General features: G+C 37.3%; 15 protein-coding genes and 1 tRNA gene. 2 read left to right on the top strand and 14 right to left on the bottom strand.

Going from position 1 to position 19,116, the window contains the following annotated elements; all coding sequences use genetic code 11:
• Window positions 1-5 precede the first annotated feature (5 nt).
• The 7 genes from ACFSQS_RS11965 to porU form a co-directional block, all read right to left on the bottom strand.
• Window positions 6-686, bottom strand: coding sequence for an SDR family NAD(P)-dependent oxidoreductase (locus tag ACFSQS_RS11965; RefSeq protein WP_388019057.1), 681 nt, complete (start codon window positions 684-686; stop codon window positions 6-8).
• Window positions 679-1,614 (bottom strand): M20/M25/M40 family metallo-hydrolase, encoded by a 936-nt coding sequence (locus tag ACFSQS_RS11960; protein WP_388019054.1) that lies wholly within the window; start codon window positions 1,612-1,614, stop codon window positions 679-681. Before ACFSQS_RS11960 ends, ACFSQS_RS11965 begins: the two co-directional genes overlap by 8 nt.
• 100 nt (window positions 1,615-1,714) lie before the next feature.
• On the bottom strand, window positions 1,715-3,337 hold the full coding sequence (locus ACFSQS_RS11955; protein WP_388019051.1) for a pyruvate dehydrogenase complex dihydrolipoamide acetyltransferase: 1,623 nt from the start codon (window positions 3,335-3,337) through the stop codon (window positions 1,715-1,717).
• Window positions 3,338-3,340: 3 nt separating this feature from the next.
• Window positions 3,341-4,339, bottom strand: a complete 999-nt coding sequence (gene pdhA / locus ACFSQS_RS11950) for a pyruvate dehydrogenase (acetyl-transferring) E1 component subunit alpha (RefSeq protein WP_388019048.1) — start codon at window positions 4,337-4,339, stop codon at window positions 3,341-3,343.
• Window positions 4,340-4,495: 156 nt separating this feature from the next.
• Window positions 4,496-4,978 carry a cytidine deaminase gene (cdd, locus tag ACFSQS_RS11945; protein WP_388019045.1) on the bottom strand — a complete coding sequence of 161 codons (483 nt, stop codon included), beginning with the start codon at window positions 4,976-4,978 and terminating at the stop codon, window positions 4,496-4,498.
• A 165-nt stretch (window positions 4,979-5,143) separates the two neighbouring features.
• Window positions 5,144-6,379, bottom strand: a complete 1,236-nt coding sequence (porV, locus tag ACFSQS_RS11940; RefSeq protein WP_388019042.1) for a type IX secretion system outer membrane channel protein PorV — start codon at window positions 6,377-6,379, stop codon at window positions 5,144-5,146.
• Between the two features lie 94 nt (window positions 6,380-6,473).
• Complete coding sequence (gene porU / locus ACFSQS_RS11935) at window positions 6,474-10,355, bottom strand: type IX secretion system sortase PorU (RefSeq protein ID WP_388019039.1); 3,882 nt, start codon at window positions 10,353-10,355, stop codon at window positions 6,474-6,476.
• A gap of 263 nt (window positions 10,356-10,618) precedes the next feature.
• Between porU and gldJ the strand changes: the two genes are divergently transcribed.
• Both gldJ and ACFSQS_RS11925 read left to right on the top strand, forming a co-directional pair.
• The gene (gldJ, locus tag ACFSQS_RS11930) at window positions 10,619-12,310 is read left to right on the top strand and encodes a gliding motility lipoprotein GldJ (RefSeq protein ID WP_388019036.1); all 1,692 of its coding nucleotides are present in this window, start codon (window positions 10,619-10,621) and stop codon (window positions 12,308-12,310) included.
• A gap of 184 nt (window positions 12,311-12,494) precedes the next feature.
• Complete coding sequence (locus ACFSQS_RS11925) at window positions 12,495-13,781, top strand: UDP-N-acetylmuramoyl-tripeptide--D-alanyl-D-alanine ligase (RefSeq protein ID WP_388019033.1); 1,287 nt, start codon at window positions 12,495-12,497, stop codon at window positions 13,779-13,781.
• A gap of 183 nt (window positions 13,782-13,964) precedes the next feature.
• Here the strand turns inward: ACFSQS_RS11925 and ACFSQS_RS11920 are convergent, their stop codons facing one another.
• The 7 genes from ACFSQS_RS11920 to ACFSQS_RS11890 form a co-directional block, all read right to left on the bottom strand.
• Complete coding sequence (locus ACFSQS_RS11920; RefSeq protein ID WP_388019030.1) at window positions 13,965-14,735, bottom strand: response regulator transcription factor; 771 nt, start codon at window positions 14,733-14,735, stop codon at window positions 13,965-13,967.
• A gap of 112 nt (window positions 14,736-14,847) precedes the next feature.
• Window positions 14,848-14,922: transfer RNA gene (locus ACFSQS_RS11915), tRNA-Val, on the bottom strand.
• Window positions 14,923-15,029: 107 nt separating this feature from the next.
• Window positions 15,030-15,770: a DUF6263 family protein gene (locus ACFSQS_RS11910; RefSeq protein WP_388019027.1), complete on the bottom strand. Its 741-nt coding sequence runs from the start codon at window positions 15,768-15,770 to the stop codon at window positions 15,030-15,032.
• A gap of 62 nt (window positions 15,771-15,832) precedes the next feature.
• The gene (locus ACFSQS_RS11905) at window positions 15,833-17,050 is read right to left on the bottom strand and encodes a bifunctional folylpolyglutamate synthase/dihydrofolate synthase (protein WP_388019024.1); all 1,218 of its coding nucleotides are present in this window, start codon (window positions 17,048-17,050) and stop codon (window positions 15,833-15,835) included.
• Complete coding sequence (locus ACFSQS_RS11900; protein WP_388019021.1) at window positions 17,051-17,896, bottom strand: energy transducer TonB; 846 nt, start codon at window positions 17,894-17,896, stop codon at window positions 17,051-17,053.
• 116 nt (window positions 17,897-18,012) lie between these two features.
• A complete protein-coding gene (locus tag ACFSQS_RS11895) occupies window positions 18,013-18,405 on the bottom strand; it encodes an ExbD/TolR family protein (RefSeq protein WP_237239051.1) in 393 nt (130 codons plus the stop codon).
• A 1-nt stretch (window position 18,406) separates the two neighbouring features.
• Complete coding sequence (locus ACFSQS_RS11890) at window positions 18,407-19,105, bottom strand: MotA/TolQ/ExbB proton channel family protein (RefSeq protein ID WP_388019017.1); 699 nt, start codon at window positions 19,103-19,105, stop codon at window positions 18,407-18,409.
• Window positions 19,106-19,116: the final 11 nt, after the last annotated feature.

Raw genomic sequence — 19,116 nt, 5'->3', positions numbered from 1 at the left:
ATTAGTTACGGTGTAGAATTAGAAACCTGCAACAGCTTACCATTGTAATATTTATTGCCGTTTAATGAAAAATCAAAAATATATTGTGCCATTTGCAATGCTGTGGTTGGTGCTTGATAACCCGGGAAAGCCTCTTGGAGCATTTCGGTTTGCACAGCACCCAGAGCCAATACGTTAAACGAAATACCTGATTCTTTGTATTCTTCGGCGAGTAATTCCGTTAAAGTTATTACAGCGGCTTTACTCGAGCTGTAAGCTGCCAACCCAGGAAATTTCATACTGCCTTGCACACCGCCCATCGAGCTTATAGTAACTACATGGCTCCCTTTTTTCATAAAAGGAAGAACAATACGGGTAAGTTCTGCAACTCCAAAAACATTGGTTTTGTAAACCTGATCGAAATCTGCTATTATGGTTTTGGCAAAGGGCTTGTTAATAAGTGTACCGGCATTGTTAATCAAAACATCTACCTGTTGCCAATGGTCTTTTACAAAAGTTTCAACTTTAGCGTAAGCTTTAGCATCCGATAAATCGAATGCCATTGGGTTTACATTCTTAAAATTTAAAGCTTTTATAGGCTTATCGTTCCGCGAAAGCGCTAAAATATTATGTCCTGCTTTTGCGAATAATTGAACCAATTCAAATCCTATACCTCTACTTGTTCCTGTTATTATTATGTTACTCATCGTTAATTTTTATTTCTTGTGAAGCAGAATTTATCATACCTTCCAATGCAGGAATCATTACATTTATAAAATCTGTCATGTGATTAAAATCCATTTTGTCGGCCTCATCATCAACGTGGTGATAGTAATCAAAATTGGTAAAATCGAAAGTTGATATGGCGTGGGCCGGAACATTGAAAGCTTGGTAAAACGGATAATTATCAGACCTTTTAAATAGCTGAAAACCTTTGGCTTTAGGGAAAAAACCAATAATTTCCTTTTGGGCGTAGTCGTTTAATTTTTTGCCCATACTGGATTTTTCGTAACCTGTAATATATGCCATTATTTCTTCCTCTGCCCTTGGCACACCAACCATTTCTAGATTAATCATGGTATATAAATTTAGGTTTTCTTTTTTTAGTCTTTTAGCCAAATGGCTTGAACCTTTTAACCCCATTTCTTCGGCCGAAAACAGAGTAAAAAGCAGGCTCCGTTTGTTGCTTTTTGCTTTTGAAAAGTATTTTGCCCATTCCATTACCGCTACCGTACCAGAAGCATCATCGTTTGCACCGTTGGCAATACTATCTCCATTAACTTCTTTACCTTTACCAATATGATCGTAATGTGCGCCGAGAATAACAAATTCGTTTTTAAGTTTTGGGTCGTTTCCTTCAATAAAACCAACAACGTTATAACCTACAATATCGTTTAAATTAAAACTATCTCGATAGGTTTTAAAATAAGGTTTTATGTTGTTTTTTTTGAAGTAATCCTCAATAAAAACGGCCGCTTTTTCTATGCCTTTGCTGCCTGTATTTCTACCTTCTAATTCATCTGAAGCTAAATAAGTCAAACTATTTTCAACATCAGAAAGCGTTGCAAGTTGAATTTTAGAAGATTTACATCCTATTACAAGCAATAAACTCAATACCAGTATAATATTTCTCATAAATTTATATTTAATTTTTAAAGATAAAAAAACCGATTTTAATCAATATAAAATCGGTTTTTATCTTATTTAAATAGTTTTTTTCGCTTACGCGGAAGTACTAAACCAACATAGTAACAGGATTCTCAATATACCCTTTTAAGGTTTGTAAAAACATAGCACCTGTTGCACCATCTACCGTTCTGTGGTCGCAGGCTAATGATAACTTCATGGTATGCCCAACCACAATTTGACCGTTTTTAACCACTGGTTTTTCAACAATATTCCCAACAGAAAGAATAGCAGAATTTGGTTGATTGATAATCGACGTAAACGTATCGATACCAAACATACCTAGGTTAGATACCGTAAAGGTACTGCCCTCCATTTCGGCTGGCGTTAATTTTTTGTTTCTTGCTTTTCCTGCAAGCTCTTTAACCGCTGCACCTATTTGTGGTAAGCTTTGCTCGTTAGCAAAACGTACAACAGGCACTACCAATCCATCAGGAACTGCAACAGCTACCCCAATATGTACATGATTATTTAAGCGCATTTTATCTGCAAACCATTGCGAGTTTACTTGCGGATGCTGCTTTAAAGCTAATGCACAAGCCTTAACTACAATATCGTTGTAAGAGATTTTGGTATCTGGAATGGAGTTGAATTGCTCGCGGAAGGCCATGGCATTTTCCATATCGAACTCTACACTTAAATAATAATGTGGTGCAGAGAATTTAGAGTTTGTTAATGCTTTGGCTATGGCTTTGCGCATTTGCGAATTATCAACATCATCAAAATCTTCTTGTCCGCTAGGAACAAATTTACCAACTGATGCTGCTCCCGCTGCAGGTTCGTAATTTTCTATGTCGCGCTTTATTATGCGTCCGTTTTCACCTGTGCCCTGTACTTTTGTTAGGTTAATGCCTTTTTCTTCGGCTAGTTTTTTAGCCAATGGCGACACGAAAACGCGTCCGTTTTCTGTAACTGGTGTTGGTTTTGGTGCTTGTTGTTTTGGTGTAGATTTTTCAGAAGTTGTAGATGTTTGCTTATTGTTTTCAACTTTTGGTGCTGCTTCCTTTTTAGCTGCTGTTGGAGCTGCTGAAAAGTTGGCCGCCACACCGGAAACATCGGTTCCTTCGGGTCCAATAATGGCCAATAACTCATCTACTTTTGCCGATTCTCCTTCTTGCAGACCTATTTCCAATAACGTTCCAGATTGGAAAGATTCGAATTCCATGGTTGCTTTATCGGTTTCTATTTCGGCTAAAATATCGCCTTCTTCAACCGTATCGCCTACTTTTTTCAACCATGTTGCCACAGTGCCTTCTTCCATGGTATCGCTTAAACGGGGCATGGTTACCACTATTACACCTTCTGGTAAACCTGCATTAGTTGAAGCCTCTTCTTTTGATTCTGTTCTAACTGGTGCTTCTTCTTGTTTTTCTTGGTTTTTCGCTTCCGCGGAAGCGTTATTACTTCCATTTAATAACTCCGAAATATCTTCTCCTTCATCGCCTATAATGGCTAAAAGGGCATCTACCTTGGTGGTTTCGCCTTCTTGAACGCCAATATGAAGCAGTGTGCCTTCGTTGAAGGATTCAAATTCCATTGTGGCTTTATCGGTTTCTATTTCGGCCAAAATATCGCCTTCTTCAACCTTGTCTCCTACTTTTTTTAACCAGGTTGCAACAGTCCCTTCTTCCATGGTGTCGCTTAAACGGGGCATATTTACTACTATTGCCATTGCTTATAATTTATGTTGTATAAATGGATAATCTTCTTGTTCGTAAACCACATCGTACATTACGTGCTTTTCCGGGAACGGTGATTCTTCAGCAAATTTCTCGCATTCTGAAACCAAGTCCTTAACACGTTTGTTTATAACTTTAATATCGTCTTCTGTGGCATAGTTTTTTTCGAGAATGGTAGCTTTAACCTGAGTGATTGGGTCTATTTTTTTATACTCTTCAACCTCTTCTTTGGTCCTGTAATGCTGCGCATCGCTCATAGAGTGCCCTCTGTAACGATAGGTTTTAAGCTCTAAGAATGTTGGGCCATCGCCACGGCGGGCGCGCTTTATGGCCTCATCAAAAGCTTCTGCTACCTTAACTGGATTCATGCCATCTACAGGACCACAGGGCATTTCGTAGCCTTTACCAAGTTTCCAAACATCGGTATGGTTTGCTGTACGCTCTACCGAAGTTCCCATGGCGTATCCGTTGTTTTCGCAAACAAATACTACGGGAAGTTTCCAAAGCATGGCTAAATTAAAGGTTTCGTGCAATGAGCCTTGTCTTGCGGCACCATCGCCAAAACAGCATAAGGTAACGCCATCTACACCATGGTATTTATCGCCAAAAGCAATACCTGCGCCCAAAGGGATTTGTCCGCCAACAATACCATGACCGCCATAAAAACGGTGTTCTTTAGAAAATATGTGCATAGAGCCACCTAAACCTTGGGAGGTGCCAGTAGCTTTACCGTATAGCTCTGCCATAACACGCCTAGGATCTACACCCATACCTATGGGCTGCACGTGGTTGCGATATGCCGTAATCATTTTATCCTTGGTTAAATCCATAGCGTGCAAAGCACCAGCTAAAACAGCTTCTTGACCATTATACAGATGAAGAAACCCTCGTACCTTTTGTTGTATATAAACTGCTGCTAATTTGTCTTCAAACTTTCTCCAGAACAGCATGTCTTCGTACCATTTTAGGTACACTTCTTTGGTTATTTTTTGCATTTAATTTAATTGTTTAATACTGTAATAACACACAAGAATAATCTTCTTGAGGTTTCATTATTAGGTTCCAATTTATAATTTGGATTAGCGGATAACAAAAGTAACACTTTAGTCACTAACGAAAAAACCGAAAATCGTAAATTTTATACTAAAACGTTATAGTACAGACTTATCGAACACTAGTGGCAATAAATTTGCCAAAGAATTAGACTTAGCCACTTTACCTGTTTCGCCCATAAAATAAATTTCTATGGGTGCATCTTGTTTAACCTCGTATTCTGCAATGGCTTGACGACATGCACCACAGGGCGGGATTGGACTTAGGGTTTTGTTTTTTTTAGAACCCGCTGTTATGGCCATTCGTACTATTTTGGCTTTGGGGTATTTTGCCCCAGCGTAATAAATGGCTGTTCGTTCTGCACATAAGCCCGATGGATACGAGGCGTTTTCTTGGTTACTTCCTGTAATTACCTGATTATTATCCAATAGAATCGCTGCACCTACATAAAAATTCGAGTATGGCGCATAGGCTTTTTCTCTGGCTTCTTTGGCCTTATGCATCAATTTTACAACATCTTTTGGCAATTCATTTAAATCTTCAAAAATATAAAGGGTAGATTCGATTTTTATTTCTTTCATAAAATATCTTTAATGTTCAAAAAATAGGATTTAAGCTAATGTAAATGTTTTTAAACAATAATTTACAAAACAGATGTAACGAATTTACAGACAGCCTATTGTTAACAAAAAAACTATTGCTTTTGGGCAATAGTTTTTTTGTTGATGAAGATTATTGAGCCTTTTTTAATACTCGCTGTATGTTTCTGCGCCTATATTGAAGGTTAACGAAAAACGCAAGGTGTTTTCCAACGGGCTTTGCACTTTTGAAGCAGAGAACAGGTATGATAAATCGATATTTACAACATTGTATTTAAAACCGGCACCGAGTGCTAAAAATTTTCTTGCGCCTTTTTCTTCACTTTCGTTGAAATAACCCGCTCTAAAAGCGAATGAATCTTGATATACATATTCTGCACCTAAGGACCATGTGAACTCTTTTAACTCTTCGCTAAACCCGCCCGGGGCATCGCCAAAGGATTGAAACATGCCTGATAGAAAGCTTACGTCTTGAGATTTTCCGCTAATAATAACATCGTCTTGAATTTTACTTCCTAAAACATCGATATCTTCTTCGTAAGTTCCGTTACCATTATTATCTGTAAAATTATACTCGTCGCCTAACGTTGGCGGTGTTGGCACCAATAGCTTTCCAACTTCGGCTGTTAGGGCAATTTTGTTGTACTCGTCGAAAATAAAATCGAATCCGGTACCTAAGCGCAGCATGGTGGGTTGAAAATTTTCTTGTCCGCCTTCGTCGTATTTAAACCTTGGCCCAATATTTTGGATGGCAAACCCCATTCTCCAACGCCCGTTAAAATCGTTATAGGCTTCTTCTTCACTTTGGTAAAACCCGGAAATATCTACGCCAAATGTATTTGCAGCCTCTGTATCACCATCAACTCCTGGCAGTCTTAAGTCTGAACGCAAATAGCGCATGGCCACAGACATGGCGAACTGATCGGTTAATCGTAAGGCGTAGGATGCATCAATAGTTAATTCGTTTGGTTTTTGAATGAGTGCTTCGGAAATTTCATCTGCCCTAAACTCGATGTCTCCAAGTGAAAAATACCTGAAACTTGCTGCAAATGCACTACGCTCATCCAAGCGGTTAAAATAGGTAACATTTCCTAAAAAAATATCGTTTACCAACTTGCTTAAATAAGGTGTGTAACTTACTGCTAATCCGGATTTGGTTTCAGAGAATGCGTATTTTGACGAGTTCCATTGTTGCGAAAAAGCATCGACCGATGTGGCAACGCCCATATCGCCCATTGAGGCTGCCCGGGCATCTGAGGCAATTAAAACAAATGGAAGCCCTGTTGTTATTACTCTTGAGTCATCATTTGGGATTACGGTAGTTTGAGCTTCAGTTTTAAAAAAAACAGCAAATGCTATTAGTATCAATATTCCGTTCTTCATGGGATAGTTTTAGTTAACAAATATAATTTTTATTTAAAAACTTTTTATAAATCTCTTTAAAATGTTAAATCTTCTATTAAACCACTGGCTTAAATTAAAGAATTACAAGTTTTTCTATTTTTTCTACTTTTTTGTTTAGCAAATTAGATTGCACCGTAAGCTTGTAAATATATACGCCTTTTCCTATTTTATCGCCAAAATCGTCGCGTCCGTCCCAAATTATATCCCTGGATAACGAACTTGTTGTTTTGGTCCCTGCGTTGGTTTGCCCGTTAAGGGTTTTAACCAATTTGCCCGAAACGGTGAATATCTGTATTGAAACGTTTAAAGGGTCTGAACTATTGTGATTAAACCAAAATTCTGTGTAATTAACAAACGGATTTGGGTAATTAAGTACATTGTTAATAACCAATTCTTTATCTTTATCGAATACAATAAATTGAATTTCGGTAACCGACGAATTATTGTAAACATCCCAAGCTTTAAGGGTTAAGGTGTGTAGCCCGGGCTCTAAATCCCTAAAAGGAAAGGAGAGGGTGCCTTTTTTATAATTGTCAACTTCGGTTTGATAATAATCGTTTAGTATAAACGGATTGGTTTCGTCTCCATCAATAATAGCCACAATATCGTGCCCAATACCACTTGCTGTGTTAATACCGTTTTCGTCTTCTAATTTAGCCAGTAGTGTTGGCGATTCGTTGGTTATGCCTCCGGAGACGAAGTTCTCATCGTTCATGAAAAGGGAAATAACGGGGCCTGTATTATCTTCAGGAGCATTTTGGTTTAATCCGCCAATTTTTAAGGTATTAAGGTTGGCTCCCGTTTGGTCTTGTAGCAGGGTTTCGTTTTTTGAATAAAAGCTAACCTTACCAAAACCTACGGGGATACCGATATCTTTGGGCACAACGAAATCGAACTCGAACTGCCCGTTTGTAACTGATGCTTGGCCTCTAAAAATAATTTCGCCCAAGGTTTCAAAATCCATTTTTACGAGTTGTCCGTTTAATCGTGTGCCATCGTTTGCCAGTGTTTGCCTATTTATATTTTTATCGTAAATGGTGGTTGAAAGTGTGCCGTTATAATCACTTATAACATTTCCTGCCAAATCGGTTACTTCGCCTGCAAGCTTTACATAGCTTAATGCCTTTAAAGTATCGGTAGCTTGGGTAATGGGCACATCGTTAATAGTTGTTAATCTGATATTGGGTTTTGGGAATGCCAATTTCATGGCAGGATCGCCAATAAAAAACACCAAACGCCTTTGGCTTTGGCTAGAAATAGACGGGTCGTTTTTTGTTAACCGTAAAGCTTCAGCCATTGATGGGTATTCGTGATCTTCAAAGGTGTCATTATTGCTAAATGAGAACAAATACTGTTCCAATTGATTGTTGAATGTAATTCCGAAGTTTACAAAAACCTGTCTTGTGGTGGTAATTAAACCAATGGCACCTGCTTTTTTGTTCCAATAGGTAAACTCGCCAGCGGTTTCCCTAAATGGGTTATCGAATTTGGTAAACTCGCAAGTTACGGTAACGAAGCAATTGAGCTTACAGAGGTTTTGAAAACCATCTACATCTAGTTTTGTTAAGATGCGCTCTTGCGCCAAGCCTTCTTCTCCGCCATGCCCAAAATAATTAACCACCAAGGCGCCATTATTTATGGCGTTAACCAAAGATTCTGTAACTTGCGGGTAGCGGTTTCCGCCGGCCGAGGCCTCTTGCTGGAAGGCATCGGTATGGATTTTAACAACGTTAATAAAAGGTTTTTCCTGGCTTACGCTATTGCCCACATTATCTGTGGTTTGCTGTAAAATGCCTTCCCAATCTTTATCGACATCATCTGAAACGACTACAAAATTATTGCGCCAGCTTCCAAAAGCTTCCTTGACGTAATAGCTTTCAATTTTATCGACCATCTCTTTGGCGCGTTGCGGGGTATCGGCCAATATTCGGCCCACTGCAACATCTAATTTATCGCTTGTGGCCATAGTGCCTTCGTTGGCATCCATCATACCGTAAAAATCGTCTGAAACAAACGAATTGGTTAAATTAAAACTATTGTACGAATACCACGAGGGCATAATATTGGTGTTATTGGGAATACGGTCTTTATAATCGAACGAGCCATCGCCAAACAAGCACAGGTATTTTATCCTGTTTTCTGGTGTACTGGCATTATTGTAAACATACCTTACTAAATTTCTAATGGCGCCAACGTCTTGATTACCTGTACTAAATTCGTTGTATATTTCGCTTAAACCAATGGCCTTTACATTTAAATTGTATTGCTTACGGTTTATTTGCGCTAAACGTTCTGCTTGGTCCAGCATATTGTTTGGTGCTACTATAATATAATCGACATCTTGGAATTGCCCGTTGCTACCTTGAAAAACAGTGCCTTTTATATTTTGATTGATCATGGTTTTATTGGCATCCATTTTTGGCTCGAAATAATCTAATGGTGTAAGGGCTACATAGGTTTTTAGCGTTCCTAGAGTTGATGTAAAAGAAAGGTTGCTGCTAGAGTCTGTGTTAGTAAAACTGGTAACATTATACAAATCGGTAACCTCCCAAACTTCTGCAATTTGTGAAGCATTTGCAATATTATACTGCCCAATGCCTGAAGCTGATGCTACTGCGCTATTTTTAAATTGAAATTGTTTGTCTGTAAAAGTTAACGCCCGGGTTGCTTCAATAGAAATATAATCTAGGTAGCCTAAACCGCCCGGGTTGCCTTGGTTGTCGTAAATAAGATTAACACTTATGTTAGTAGTGTTAACATTTACATTACCCATATAAGACGCCCCGTTTGCCAAACTAGGATTTGAGGATCCAGAGATGGAAATACTTGAAACCGCGTTGCCGTTAACCTGTATTTGCATGTTGCTTTGGGTTGAAGATGTAGAAGCTGCAAAAACCTTAAGATAAATTGGTGTGCTGGTTACCAGGTTGGGGAAGTCGAACTCAAATGTTTTATCGTTTTCAATATCAAAACGGTCTCCAAACCAGCGCCTTCCCAACAAGGCAATATTGTGTTCGTCAACTTCATGAAACTTATAATCTTCAAACGTATCAATTACCATGTCCACGGCACCTGTGGGTTGGCCCATGGGCTGTATGCGTTTGCCAAAACCAGAACTCACGTTAATATAATAATAGGTTTTATCGGTGTAACAATTAATATTGGTATTGCTTTCTGCATTATACCCATTTGGCCCTTGGGCGTAGAATAAAATATGGTCTTCGTTGTTAAAAATGCCGTCTTCTTCTCCAACAAATTTTATGGCATTTTCTGTAACGTCCATTGGGTAAGGCTCTGCATTGGAATACGGAATCATGCGACCGCCATTACCATATAATTTTATGGTTCTTGGGTCAACACTATTTACGTTAACGCCCAAATTTTGCAAAAAACTTTTGGATATTTTGAAAACGCCCGTAGTATCAACATAAAACCTAAACCACTCGCCAGAGCTTAAAACCGAATTTGAAATAACCCCAAAAGTTCGATTAAATTTGTTAACCGCAGCCAATCTATTGGCACTGGTATTGTAATTTATTTGAAAAGATTGCACTTTTTTATAAGTGCCGTTGGCATCTTTTATAATGGGCGTTAGTTGGAAAAAAGCATATTGTTGTTGTCTGGCTTTTGAATTTTTCAAGGTGAATTTCAACTCATTTCCAATGGTGTTAACATCTATATCTTTTAAATCGACTTTAGAAATTGGAGCATACGTAACATTACTAATTGTTATTGAAGACTCATTAATTGCGCTTGAAATTTTCCATTGCGCTACAAATAGTAAGCCATCATCAAAATTGTAACTAAAATTATCTGTATTAAAAGCCGGTATTTTTAAATTATAGTTGCCACCGGAAATGGTTTGATGGCCGTCCCATTTAATGGTAAACTTTTTTTGCTGCGAAAAGACGGCAGCAGAAATAAATAAAAACAAAAGTAAAATGCTCTCTTTCATCGCTAGAATAACGGCTTTTGTGTAATGTTATTATCAAAATAAATAACAAATTTAAAAACCGCATCAAAAATACAATAATAAATTAGTAAATCGTGCGTTTATTAATCACAAATCAACGATAAAAAACAGCAAAAACATCGTTGTAGTGTTTAAAAAATAGGGTGAAATGCATATTTTTTTGGTTAAAATGCAAAAAATTGCTTGTGTTATTGGGTTTAATTCTTATATTGCAGCACCAAAATATTATTAGCTTACTTAAACGTATGGATATGAAAAAAGTAGTAGCATTAAAAGTTATGGTAGTTTTAACACTAGCCATAACCGCTATTGGTTGTAAAAAATCTTCAAGCTCAAAAAACAGTTCCAGAGCAACAGGATGGCAAATCAACGACAGAGAAGGTGGTTTTCAATACAACACCAATTTTAAAGAACAAGAAACCGCCCCAGGTTTGGTTTTTATAGAAGGAGGAACTTTTACCAAAGGTAAAGTACAAGACGATGTGATGCACGATTGGAACAATACCCCAACACAGCAACATGTACAGTCGTTTTACATGGACGAAACCGAAGTAACCAACATTATGTACCTAGAGTACTTAGATTGGATTAAGCGCGTTTATCCGCCAACAGACGATAATTTTAGAGCCATTTACCACGGTGCTTTACCAGACACTCTAGTTTGGAGAAACCGTTTGGGTTTTAACGAAATTATGACTGAAAACTATCTACGCCACCCAGGTTATGCAGAATACCCTGTTGTTGGGGTAAGCTGGATTCAAGCCGTAGAATATGCCAATTGGAGGTCTGATCGTGTAAACGAATTTTATCTTGAAAGAGCAGGCTACCTAAAAAGAGACGCCAAAACCCTAGAGGTTAATGCCGACCAAACATTTAATACAGACACCTACATTAACGCGCCTACTTTAACTTACGGGGGCAACGAAGAAATTATAAATGGCGATGGCAGAGGCAGACGAAACGTAAGAACCGATGCCGATGGTAACGAAACCGGTATCTATGCCACCCGCGAAACAGGCATTATTTCGCCCAAATACAGGTTGCCTACAGAAACCGAGTGGGAATACGCCGCTTTGGGATTAAGCGAATTACGAAGCTACAACCTTTACAGAGGCCGAAAAAAATACCCTTGGGACGGACAATACACACGTTCTGGGAAACGTAAAGTTCGCGGCGACCAATTAGCCAACTTTAAACAAGGAAAAGGAGATTATGGCGGTATTGCAGGTTGGTCTGACGATGGTGCCGATATTACAAACCAAGTAAAATCTTATGAACCTAACGATTTTGGACTATACGATATGGCTGGCAACGTTGCAGAATGGGTAGCCGATGTTTACAGACCAATTATTGACGACGAGTACAACGATTTTAATTACTTCAGAGGAAACGTTTACACCAAAAACGCCATAAGCGAAGACGGTAGCGTGAAAATTGTAACAGCAGACGATATTGTTTACGACACACTATCAAACGGAAAAGTAATTGCCAGAAATTTACCCGGTGAGATTTTACAGGTTCCTGTTGACGAAAACGAAACTTACTTACGTACAAACTTCGATAAAAGCAACGCCATAAACTTTAGAGATGGCGACAGACGATCGTCTAGAAATTTTGAAAACTTTAATGATGATGAAGAAACAGAAGAGAGCACATCAAGCACAAGACAAATGTACAACTCGCCAAAGCACAACATCTCAAGGGATTCATTAGGAAATATTATTAGAGAGTACGATAAAAACAATAACCGATCGTCCCTAATTAACGATGAGGTTAGAGTGTACAAAGGAGGCTCGTGGAAAGACAGAGCCTATTGGTTAGACCCAGCACAAAGACGCTATTTCCCTCAAGATATGGCTACCGATTACATAGGATTTAGATGTGCCATGTCTCGTGTAGGATCTAAAAGCAAATCTAAAAACAAAACAAAAAACTAAACCTTATAAATATAACACCATTAAAAGTCCTAGCGTATTTTGTTAGGACTTTTTTTATACTTTTATTTGAATAAAAATATTCGACAACACTTGGTATTTAATATATAATTATAAACCCTGATAATCGCACGACTAAAGCTATCGGGCAAGTTGGCGGGAATGTAAAACATAAATCCAATTAATATTGAAAACAGAACAGCTACATAGCCTTTTCTTAACATGCCATTCGGTATGTACAGACACCAGAAAAATTAAAAAAGACGACATTTTTTTTGCTCTTAAAGGCGATAATTTTAACGGTAACACCTACGCAGAACAAGCCCTAAGCAAAGGAGCAAAATACGTAGTTATTGATGAAGCGCAGTACAAAACCTCAACCCGTGCGATTGTAGTTAAAAACGTGCTTGAAACGCTTCAAGAATTAGCCAGATTTCACAGAAGATTTCTAAATGTCCCCATTATCGCTTTAACCGGCAGCAACGGTAAAACAACTACTAAAGAATTAATAAATGCGGTGCTATCTCAAAAATATAAAACCACAGCAACTCGCGGTAATTTAAACAACCATATTGGGGTACCGTTAACCTTACTTGCCATGGGTTGTAATACCGATATTGGCATTGTAGAAATGGGTGCAAATCATTTAAAAGAAATTTCTTTTTTGTGCCATATCGCTACACCAGATTATGGCTACATCACTAATTTCGGGAAGGCGCATCTTGAAGGATTTGGTGGTGTTGAAGGGGTAATTAAAGGCAAAAGCGAAATGTACGATTATTTATCAACTAACAATAAAACCGTTTTTGTTAATGGAAATGACACCATTCAGCTTAACAAAACAAGTACATCTAAACGGTTTGTTTTTGGCAATAATGCTATTGCAGATGTTAATATTGATTTTACCGAAGCACAACCTTTTGTAATCTGCAAATACAATAATTTATATATTAAAAGCCAACTTATTGGCGACTACAACTTTAACAATATTGCCGCAGCCATTGCCATAGGGAATTATTTTAAAGTAGAAGATAAAGCAATAAAAACAGCTATTGAAAACTATATACCAAACAACAACAGGTCGCAAATCATAAAAAAAGGCACTATCAACATTATTTTAGATGCCTACAATGCAAACCCAACAAGCATGTATGCCGCCTTACTTAATTTTGAAAAACAACCCGGGCATAAAACAGCCATTCTAGGGGACATGTTCGAGTTGGGCGTTGACGCCAAAAAAGAACACCAAAGCATTACAGATTTAGCGATTTCAATAAATATAGATCGGGTGATTTTTATAGGCGATAATTTTCATCAATCTGAAATCCATTCTGATAAATCAATGAAATACAGTAATTTTGAAGATTTTAAAACCCAATTTGATTTTAGTGAAATAAAAAACACCACCTTGTTAATTAAAGGCTCGCGTGGCATGGCTTTAGAAAGGCTTATAGACCTGCTACCATCTCATTAAAGCCACAAAATTTTAAGGTAGTATTTTATATAATTTTTAATAAAGATATAACAAAAAAGGTGTTTGTTTATCTATTTGATAACAAACACCTTTAGTAATTCTCCCTAAGAACTAAATTAATAGCTTTACAAAGATGTTAGATTATCGGGCAATACACAATACTCAATTTGAGTAAATTGGCAATTATATGAAATTTTTATGCATTTTAAGCATGCCAATTAACTCTCCTGTAGAAGAAATATTAAGTTTTTTAAGTATGTTTCTTCTGTGGGTATCTACTGTATTAGGGCTAATGCTTAGCTTATCGGCTATCTGTTTACTGGTGTAACTTAAAACCAAAAGCCTAACAATATCGCGCTCCCTGTTGCTCAACCCTTCAGACAGTAGCTTCTGCGAGAAATTATTAAAATAAATCGTTTCGTATTCGTTTTTTTCATTTAGCAGTTTGGCAGAGGCACACACCTGTAGCTTTATTTCTGGCGACAGCACAGTATAGTGAGCCAGCCCTATTATGGGCTTAAAATCACTGTCAAAACCTAGTGGCGTGGTGTTCTGCACAATATTAACATAATCCTGGTTAGAATTCTTTAACCTGTAATTCCATGTATAACTCATTCTTCTCCGCTCGTCTATCTTAGTATTGTTAAGGGTAAATTCCATAAGTTCGTTTAAAGCCGTAAGCCAATGCTCAAGGTCTTTAGGATGCATTCTTCCCCAAAAAAAGCGCATACCCTGCCTCACTAAATCCTTTTTATCCAAGCCAAGACAAGCAGACATGTTTTTGCTTATATACTCGAAAGTTAGGGTTTGCGTGTTTGTTATACAGAAAAATGTTGAGCTGTAAGGTAAAAAAGTATCTAACTCAATAATTTTTTCGATATGCTTTTCTAGGGAAGGATTGTTGTATGATTTGAATATTTCTTTGTAAACATTTTTAATACTAGAACCATTCATAATGAGAGATTTACATAAAAGTAGAAAAAAAAAGTGTAAACCTAAAATATGAAGATGTTTATTTTTAGAATAAAAAAACCTGATAATGGGTTTATCAGGTTTTTTATTAGTGTGGGCGCGAAGGGATTCGAACCCCTGACCCCTTGGGTGTAAACCAAGTGCTCTGAACCAACTGAGCTACGCGCCCTCTAAATTGGACTGCAAATATAACCTAGTTTTTAATACTGCAAAAACTTTTTTAAAAAAAAATGAATAAATTTTAGTTCTTAAAAAAAGGCTTTGCAAAAAAGCAAACTATTCTGTTTTTTTCATAGTCATAACCATTTCAGTGTCAAGTTTTTGCCCCATTACCTCAATATTCATGTTAACAGTAGATAACATAGGGACACCAGAAGCCCTATCGATATTCATACTGCCAGATAGGTTTCCTTTGGACATACCTGTTATATCCCCGCTAAGGTTTAATACCACAACTTTATTATCAATGGATTTTACAGTATAAGTATTTTTTATTTTCATACCATTATTGTCTTTTTCCGAAACCCAGGAGTAACCAACAGTAACGGCTTCTTTGGGGTAAACTACACTTTCGGTTTGGCTTGTAAACTGATTTACATTTCCTGAGCCTTTAATCATTTTCATTTCCAAAACCTCTCCGTACATATTGGTTTTAGTTAGCAAAACGGTTTCTAGAATAGGTTGCATTTGAGAGCTCATCATTTTAGCAGTTTCATCTAAATTGGTTTCTTTAATGTTAGAATCGTAATTTATTTTATTACCTGCCTGTTCCATATCCATTTTAATACTTTTAAAGCTCATTTCGGCACTATAAATACCATCTTTAACACTGATAACTTTCATTGGCATTTCCATTGTCATATTCATGGTCATATTCCCGTTGCCCATATTTTGCTTCATATTCATCAGCATAACATAGTTTTCCCCTGTTTTATAATTCAGTCTTAAAAGTGTAGATTCTTGGGCAAAGGTTAATGCTGTTACAGCTAGTAACAAAAGTGTAAAAAGATTTTTCATAATGTTTAGTTTATAACTTATTTATTGTTTTTTCAAATATAATATCTATTGCTGGATGGTGTTCAAATTATTTCTGCAACTACAAAAGTGCTGCCGCCAACAAATATTAAATCGTTTAAATCCGCTTGCTTTAAGGCCATTTTATAAGCCTCGCTTACAGAATTATAAGCGTTTCCTTTTAAATTGAATTTACATAAGGCCTTTTGTAGCTTGTAGGCATCCATACCTCTTGGAATATCTGGTTTGCAAAAATAATAGCTGGCGTTTTTAGGCAATAAATCTGCAATGCTGCTTGTGTCTTTATCATTAACAACTCCAAAAACAATATGAAGCTGATTAAAATTTTCATTTAAAAGCTGATGCATCACATATTGTAGGCCTTCTCTATTGTGCCCCGTATCGCAAACTACTTTAGGTTTTTCGTTTAAAACTTGCCATCGCCCCAACAGGCCCGTGTTGTTAATTACTTTTAATAAACCTTGTTTTATGTTTTCTTCTGAAATTTTGTAGTCTTTATTTTTAAGCTCTTTAACCGCTTGAATGACTGTTTTAATATTTTTTGATTGATAGCTACCTAATAAGTCCGTTTTATAATTTTCGGAAATTTCCTGGTCTGCAAAAGTGATATTTGAGTTATTCTTTTTTGCTAAATCTTTAAAAACGGATTGTGTTTCTTTTTGGGTTTCGCCAATTACAACCGGAATATTGGGTTTAATGATGCCGCCTTTTTCAAAGGCAATAGCTTCTAGCGTGTTACCTAAAAATTGGCTATGGTCTATGCCAATGTTTGTAATTACCGATAGCTCTGGCGTAATAATATTAGTAGAATCCAATCGGCCACCTAAACCTACTTCTACAACAGCGATATCAACTTTTTCTTTTGAAAAATACTTGAAAGCCATACCTACGGTCATTTCAAAAAAAGACAATGCGTTGGCCTCAAAAAAAGCTTTATTTCGTTTTATAAAACCTATTACAAATTGTTTACCGACTTCTTTCCCGTTGATTTTAATGCGCTCTCTAAAATCTTTTAAATGCGGAGAAGTATAAAGTCCAACCTTATAGCCTGCCTCTTGTAAAACAGAAGCTAACATGTGGCTTGTTGAACCCTTGCCATTAGTACCTGCTACATGAATAGACTTGAATTTATGCTCTGGGCGATTTAAATGTTCGGCTAGTTTTAAGGTATTTGATAAATCTTTTTTGAATGCAGATTTTCCCTGCTTTTGATACATTGGGAGTTGCGAAAACATCCAATTGAGGGTCTCTTGATATGTCATTTATTGTCCTAAACTAAAGTTTACCTCTACCCAACCAATTTGTTTTACTGGCGCTTTAGAGTCTGCTGGCCATTTATGAGAAAGCGCTGTTTTTTTGGCTGCTTCAAATAAACAAGAGCCGCCGGTTGTTCCTTTTTTTCCTGGAATAGCTTTTATAACATTTCCAGATCTATTAACGTGTATTTCTACAACAACCCTACCTTCTTCTTGGCAATCGGGAATATTTTTCTTAAAAGATGCTTTTCCTCTACCACCTAAACCGTAACCAACACCGCCAGTACCAGAGCCTTTATCCCCAAAATAACTGGGAGCATAAGGGTTGCCATCCAATTGCCCTTTATCGCCTGCTTTATTATCGTTGCCTTCGCTTCCGGTTTCTGTACCTTCAGATTTGCTAACACCACCTATTAAGGCATCAAGTTTTTTCTTTTTTTCTTCCTGTTCTCTTTTTTCTTTGGCTATCCTATCGGCTTCTGCTTTAGCTTTGGCATCGGCAATAGCTTTGGCTTTAGCCTCGGCTTCTTTCTGTTTTTTTATGGCAATGGCTTCAGAATTGTCTTCTGTTAAAACCTCTTCTTTAGTTTCTGATGATGCTGTTGGTTCTGCTTTTGAAACCTCTGGCTGCGGCGGTTTATCAATTTCTTTTGGCTCGGATTTCACAGGTTTTTTAGGCTGCACGTTGCCTTTTCCGAAATCCGTTGTCCCAAAATTTACAGCAACGCCGTATTCTTCTGGCGGATCCATATAGGTTGTACCCACCACAAACAATAGCACCAAAAGAATTATGGCAATAAGTGCTGTGAGTCTAGCAGAATTCTTTTCGTGTATGGTTTCAAAATATTTCATTTTTATAATCTTTCTTTCTAATTATTGTCAGAAACAAAACCCTATTTCAATTAGAAAGATTAACACATTTCGACTGCGCTCAATGCAGGCTAGTATATTCTATTGTGACTTTCTGTTTATTTAGGTTTTACAGCTAAAATAACTTTAAACTTATTTCGGTTGGCTATGTCCATCACTTTTACAACATTTTCAACGGGCACCGATTTTTCGGCCCTTAAAACTATGGTTGGTTTTTCTTGAGACGACAATGCCGCCAACAATTCGTTTTCTAGAACACTAATGCCCACGCGCTTTTGGTCTATGTAGTACGTTAAGTCTTTTTTTATGCTTACTGCCACCGATCTTTTATTTTCGGTTTTTCCGCTAGCTTTTGGCAATATAATATCGATGGCGTTGGTGGTAACCAAGGTTGAAGCAATCATAAAAAAGATAAGCAGCAGAAATACAATATCTGTCATGGATGACATATTGAATTCTGGCGTAACCTTATTTCTTCCTCTAAAGTTCATATTACGTAGGTTCGTTTAAATGATCTAAGAACTCTAAAGAGTTGGCCTCCATTTGATATACCACTTTATCTGTTCTTACCACTAAATGGTTGTAAGCAATGTAGCCAATAATACCCACAATTAAACCAGCAACGGTAGTGGTCATTGCGGTATATAAACCACTGGCCAGCACATCCATTTCGATGGTGCCGCCGGCGTTGGCGAGCTCGAATATGGCTAATATCATACCAACTACCGTACCAAGAAACCCAATCATGGGTGCTGCACCAGATATGGTAGCAAGAACACTTACGTTTTTTTCCAATCCGTAAATTTCTAAACGGCCCGCGTTTTCTATGGCGGTGTTAATATCTGCAAGTGGTTTTCCTATTCTGGAAATACCCTTCCCTATTAATCTTGATACGGGTGAATTTACTTGTGCGCAAAGCATTTGTGCAGAATCAATTTTACCATTACTAACGTGATCTTTAATTTGATTCATAAAATTAGCATCTATTTTTGATGCCGCTTTAATGGCAAACAAGCGCTCAAAATAAATATAGCAAGCCACAATAAGCAGCAAAAACAATATAGCTATAATAACTTGTCCAGCTACGCCACCACTGCTTATTAATTGGATAATTGAAAGTGTTTTTTCGACCGATTCTTCAGGAAGCGCATCTGCCGCTTCTTGGGTGTTTAGTAATAAAATGTTAAGCATATAATAAAATT

The sequence above is a fragment of the Gelatiniphilus marinus genome (assembly GCF_042684345.1).
Taxonomy (GTDB): domain Bacteria; phylum Bacteroidota; class Bacteroidia; order Flavobacteriales; family Flavobacteriaceae; genus Gelatiniphilus; species Gelatiniphilus marinus.
Note: the sequence above shows the minus strand (reverse complement) of the source record. Positions and strands in the feature narration are given on the sequence as shown.

Coding starts and splice junctions, on each gene's coding strand:
- pdhA (WP_388019048.1), bottom strand. CDS start 4,339: ATGCAAAAAATAACCAAAGAAGTGTACCTAAAATGGTACGAAGACATG.
- ACFSQS_RS11905 (WP_388019024.1), bottom strand. CDS start 17,050: ATGACATATCAAGAGACCCTCAATTGGATGTTTTCGCAACTCCCAATG.
- ACFSQS_RS11960 (WP_388019054.1), bottom strand. CDS start 1,614: ATGAGAAATATTATACTGGTATTGAGTTTATTGCTTGTAATAGGATGT.
- ACFSQS_RS11920 (WP_388019030.1), bottom strand. CDS start 14,735: ATGAATGGTTCTAGTATTAAAAATGTTTACAAAGAAATATTCAAATCA.
- ACFSQS_RS11900 (WP_388019021.1), bottom strand. CDS start 17,896: ATGAAATATTTTGAAACCATACACGAAAAGAATTCTGCTAGACTCACA.
- cdd (WP_388019045.1), bottom strand. CDS start 4,978: ATGAAAGAAATAAAAATCGAATCTACCCTTTATATTTTTGAAGATTTA.
- ACFSQS_RS11910 (WP_388019027.1), bottom strand. CDS start 15,770: ATGAAAAATCTTTTTACACTTTTGTTACTAGCTGTAACAGCATTAACC.
- ACFSQS_RS11955 (WP_388019051.1), bottom strand. CDS start 3,337: ATGGCAATAGTAGTAAATATGCCCCGTTTAAGCGACACCATGGAAGAA.
- porU (WP_388019039.1), bottom strand. CDS start 10,355: ATGAAAGAGAGCATTTTACTTTTGTTTTTATTTATTTCTGCTGCCGTC.
- gldJ (WP_388019036.1), top strand. CDS start 10,619: ATGGATATGAAAAAAGTAGTAGCATTAAAAGTTATGGTAGTTTTAACA.
- porV (WP_388019042.1), bottom strand. CDS start 6,379: ATGAAGAACGGAATATTGATACTAATAGCATTTGCTGTTTTTTTTAAA.
- ACFSQS_RS11890 (WP_388019017.1), bottom strand. CDS start 19,105: ATGCTTAACATTTTATTACTAAACACCCAAGAAGCGGCAGATGCGCTT.
- ACFSQS_RS11895 (WP_237239051.1), bottom strand. CDS start 18,405: ATGAACTTTAGAGGAAGAAATAAGGTTACGCCAGAATTCAATATGTCA.
- ACFSQS_RS11965 (WP_388019057.1), bottom strand. CDS start 686: ATGAGTAACATAATAATAACAGGAACAAGTAGAGGTATAGGATTTGAA.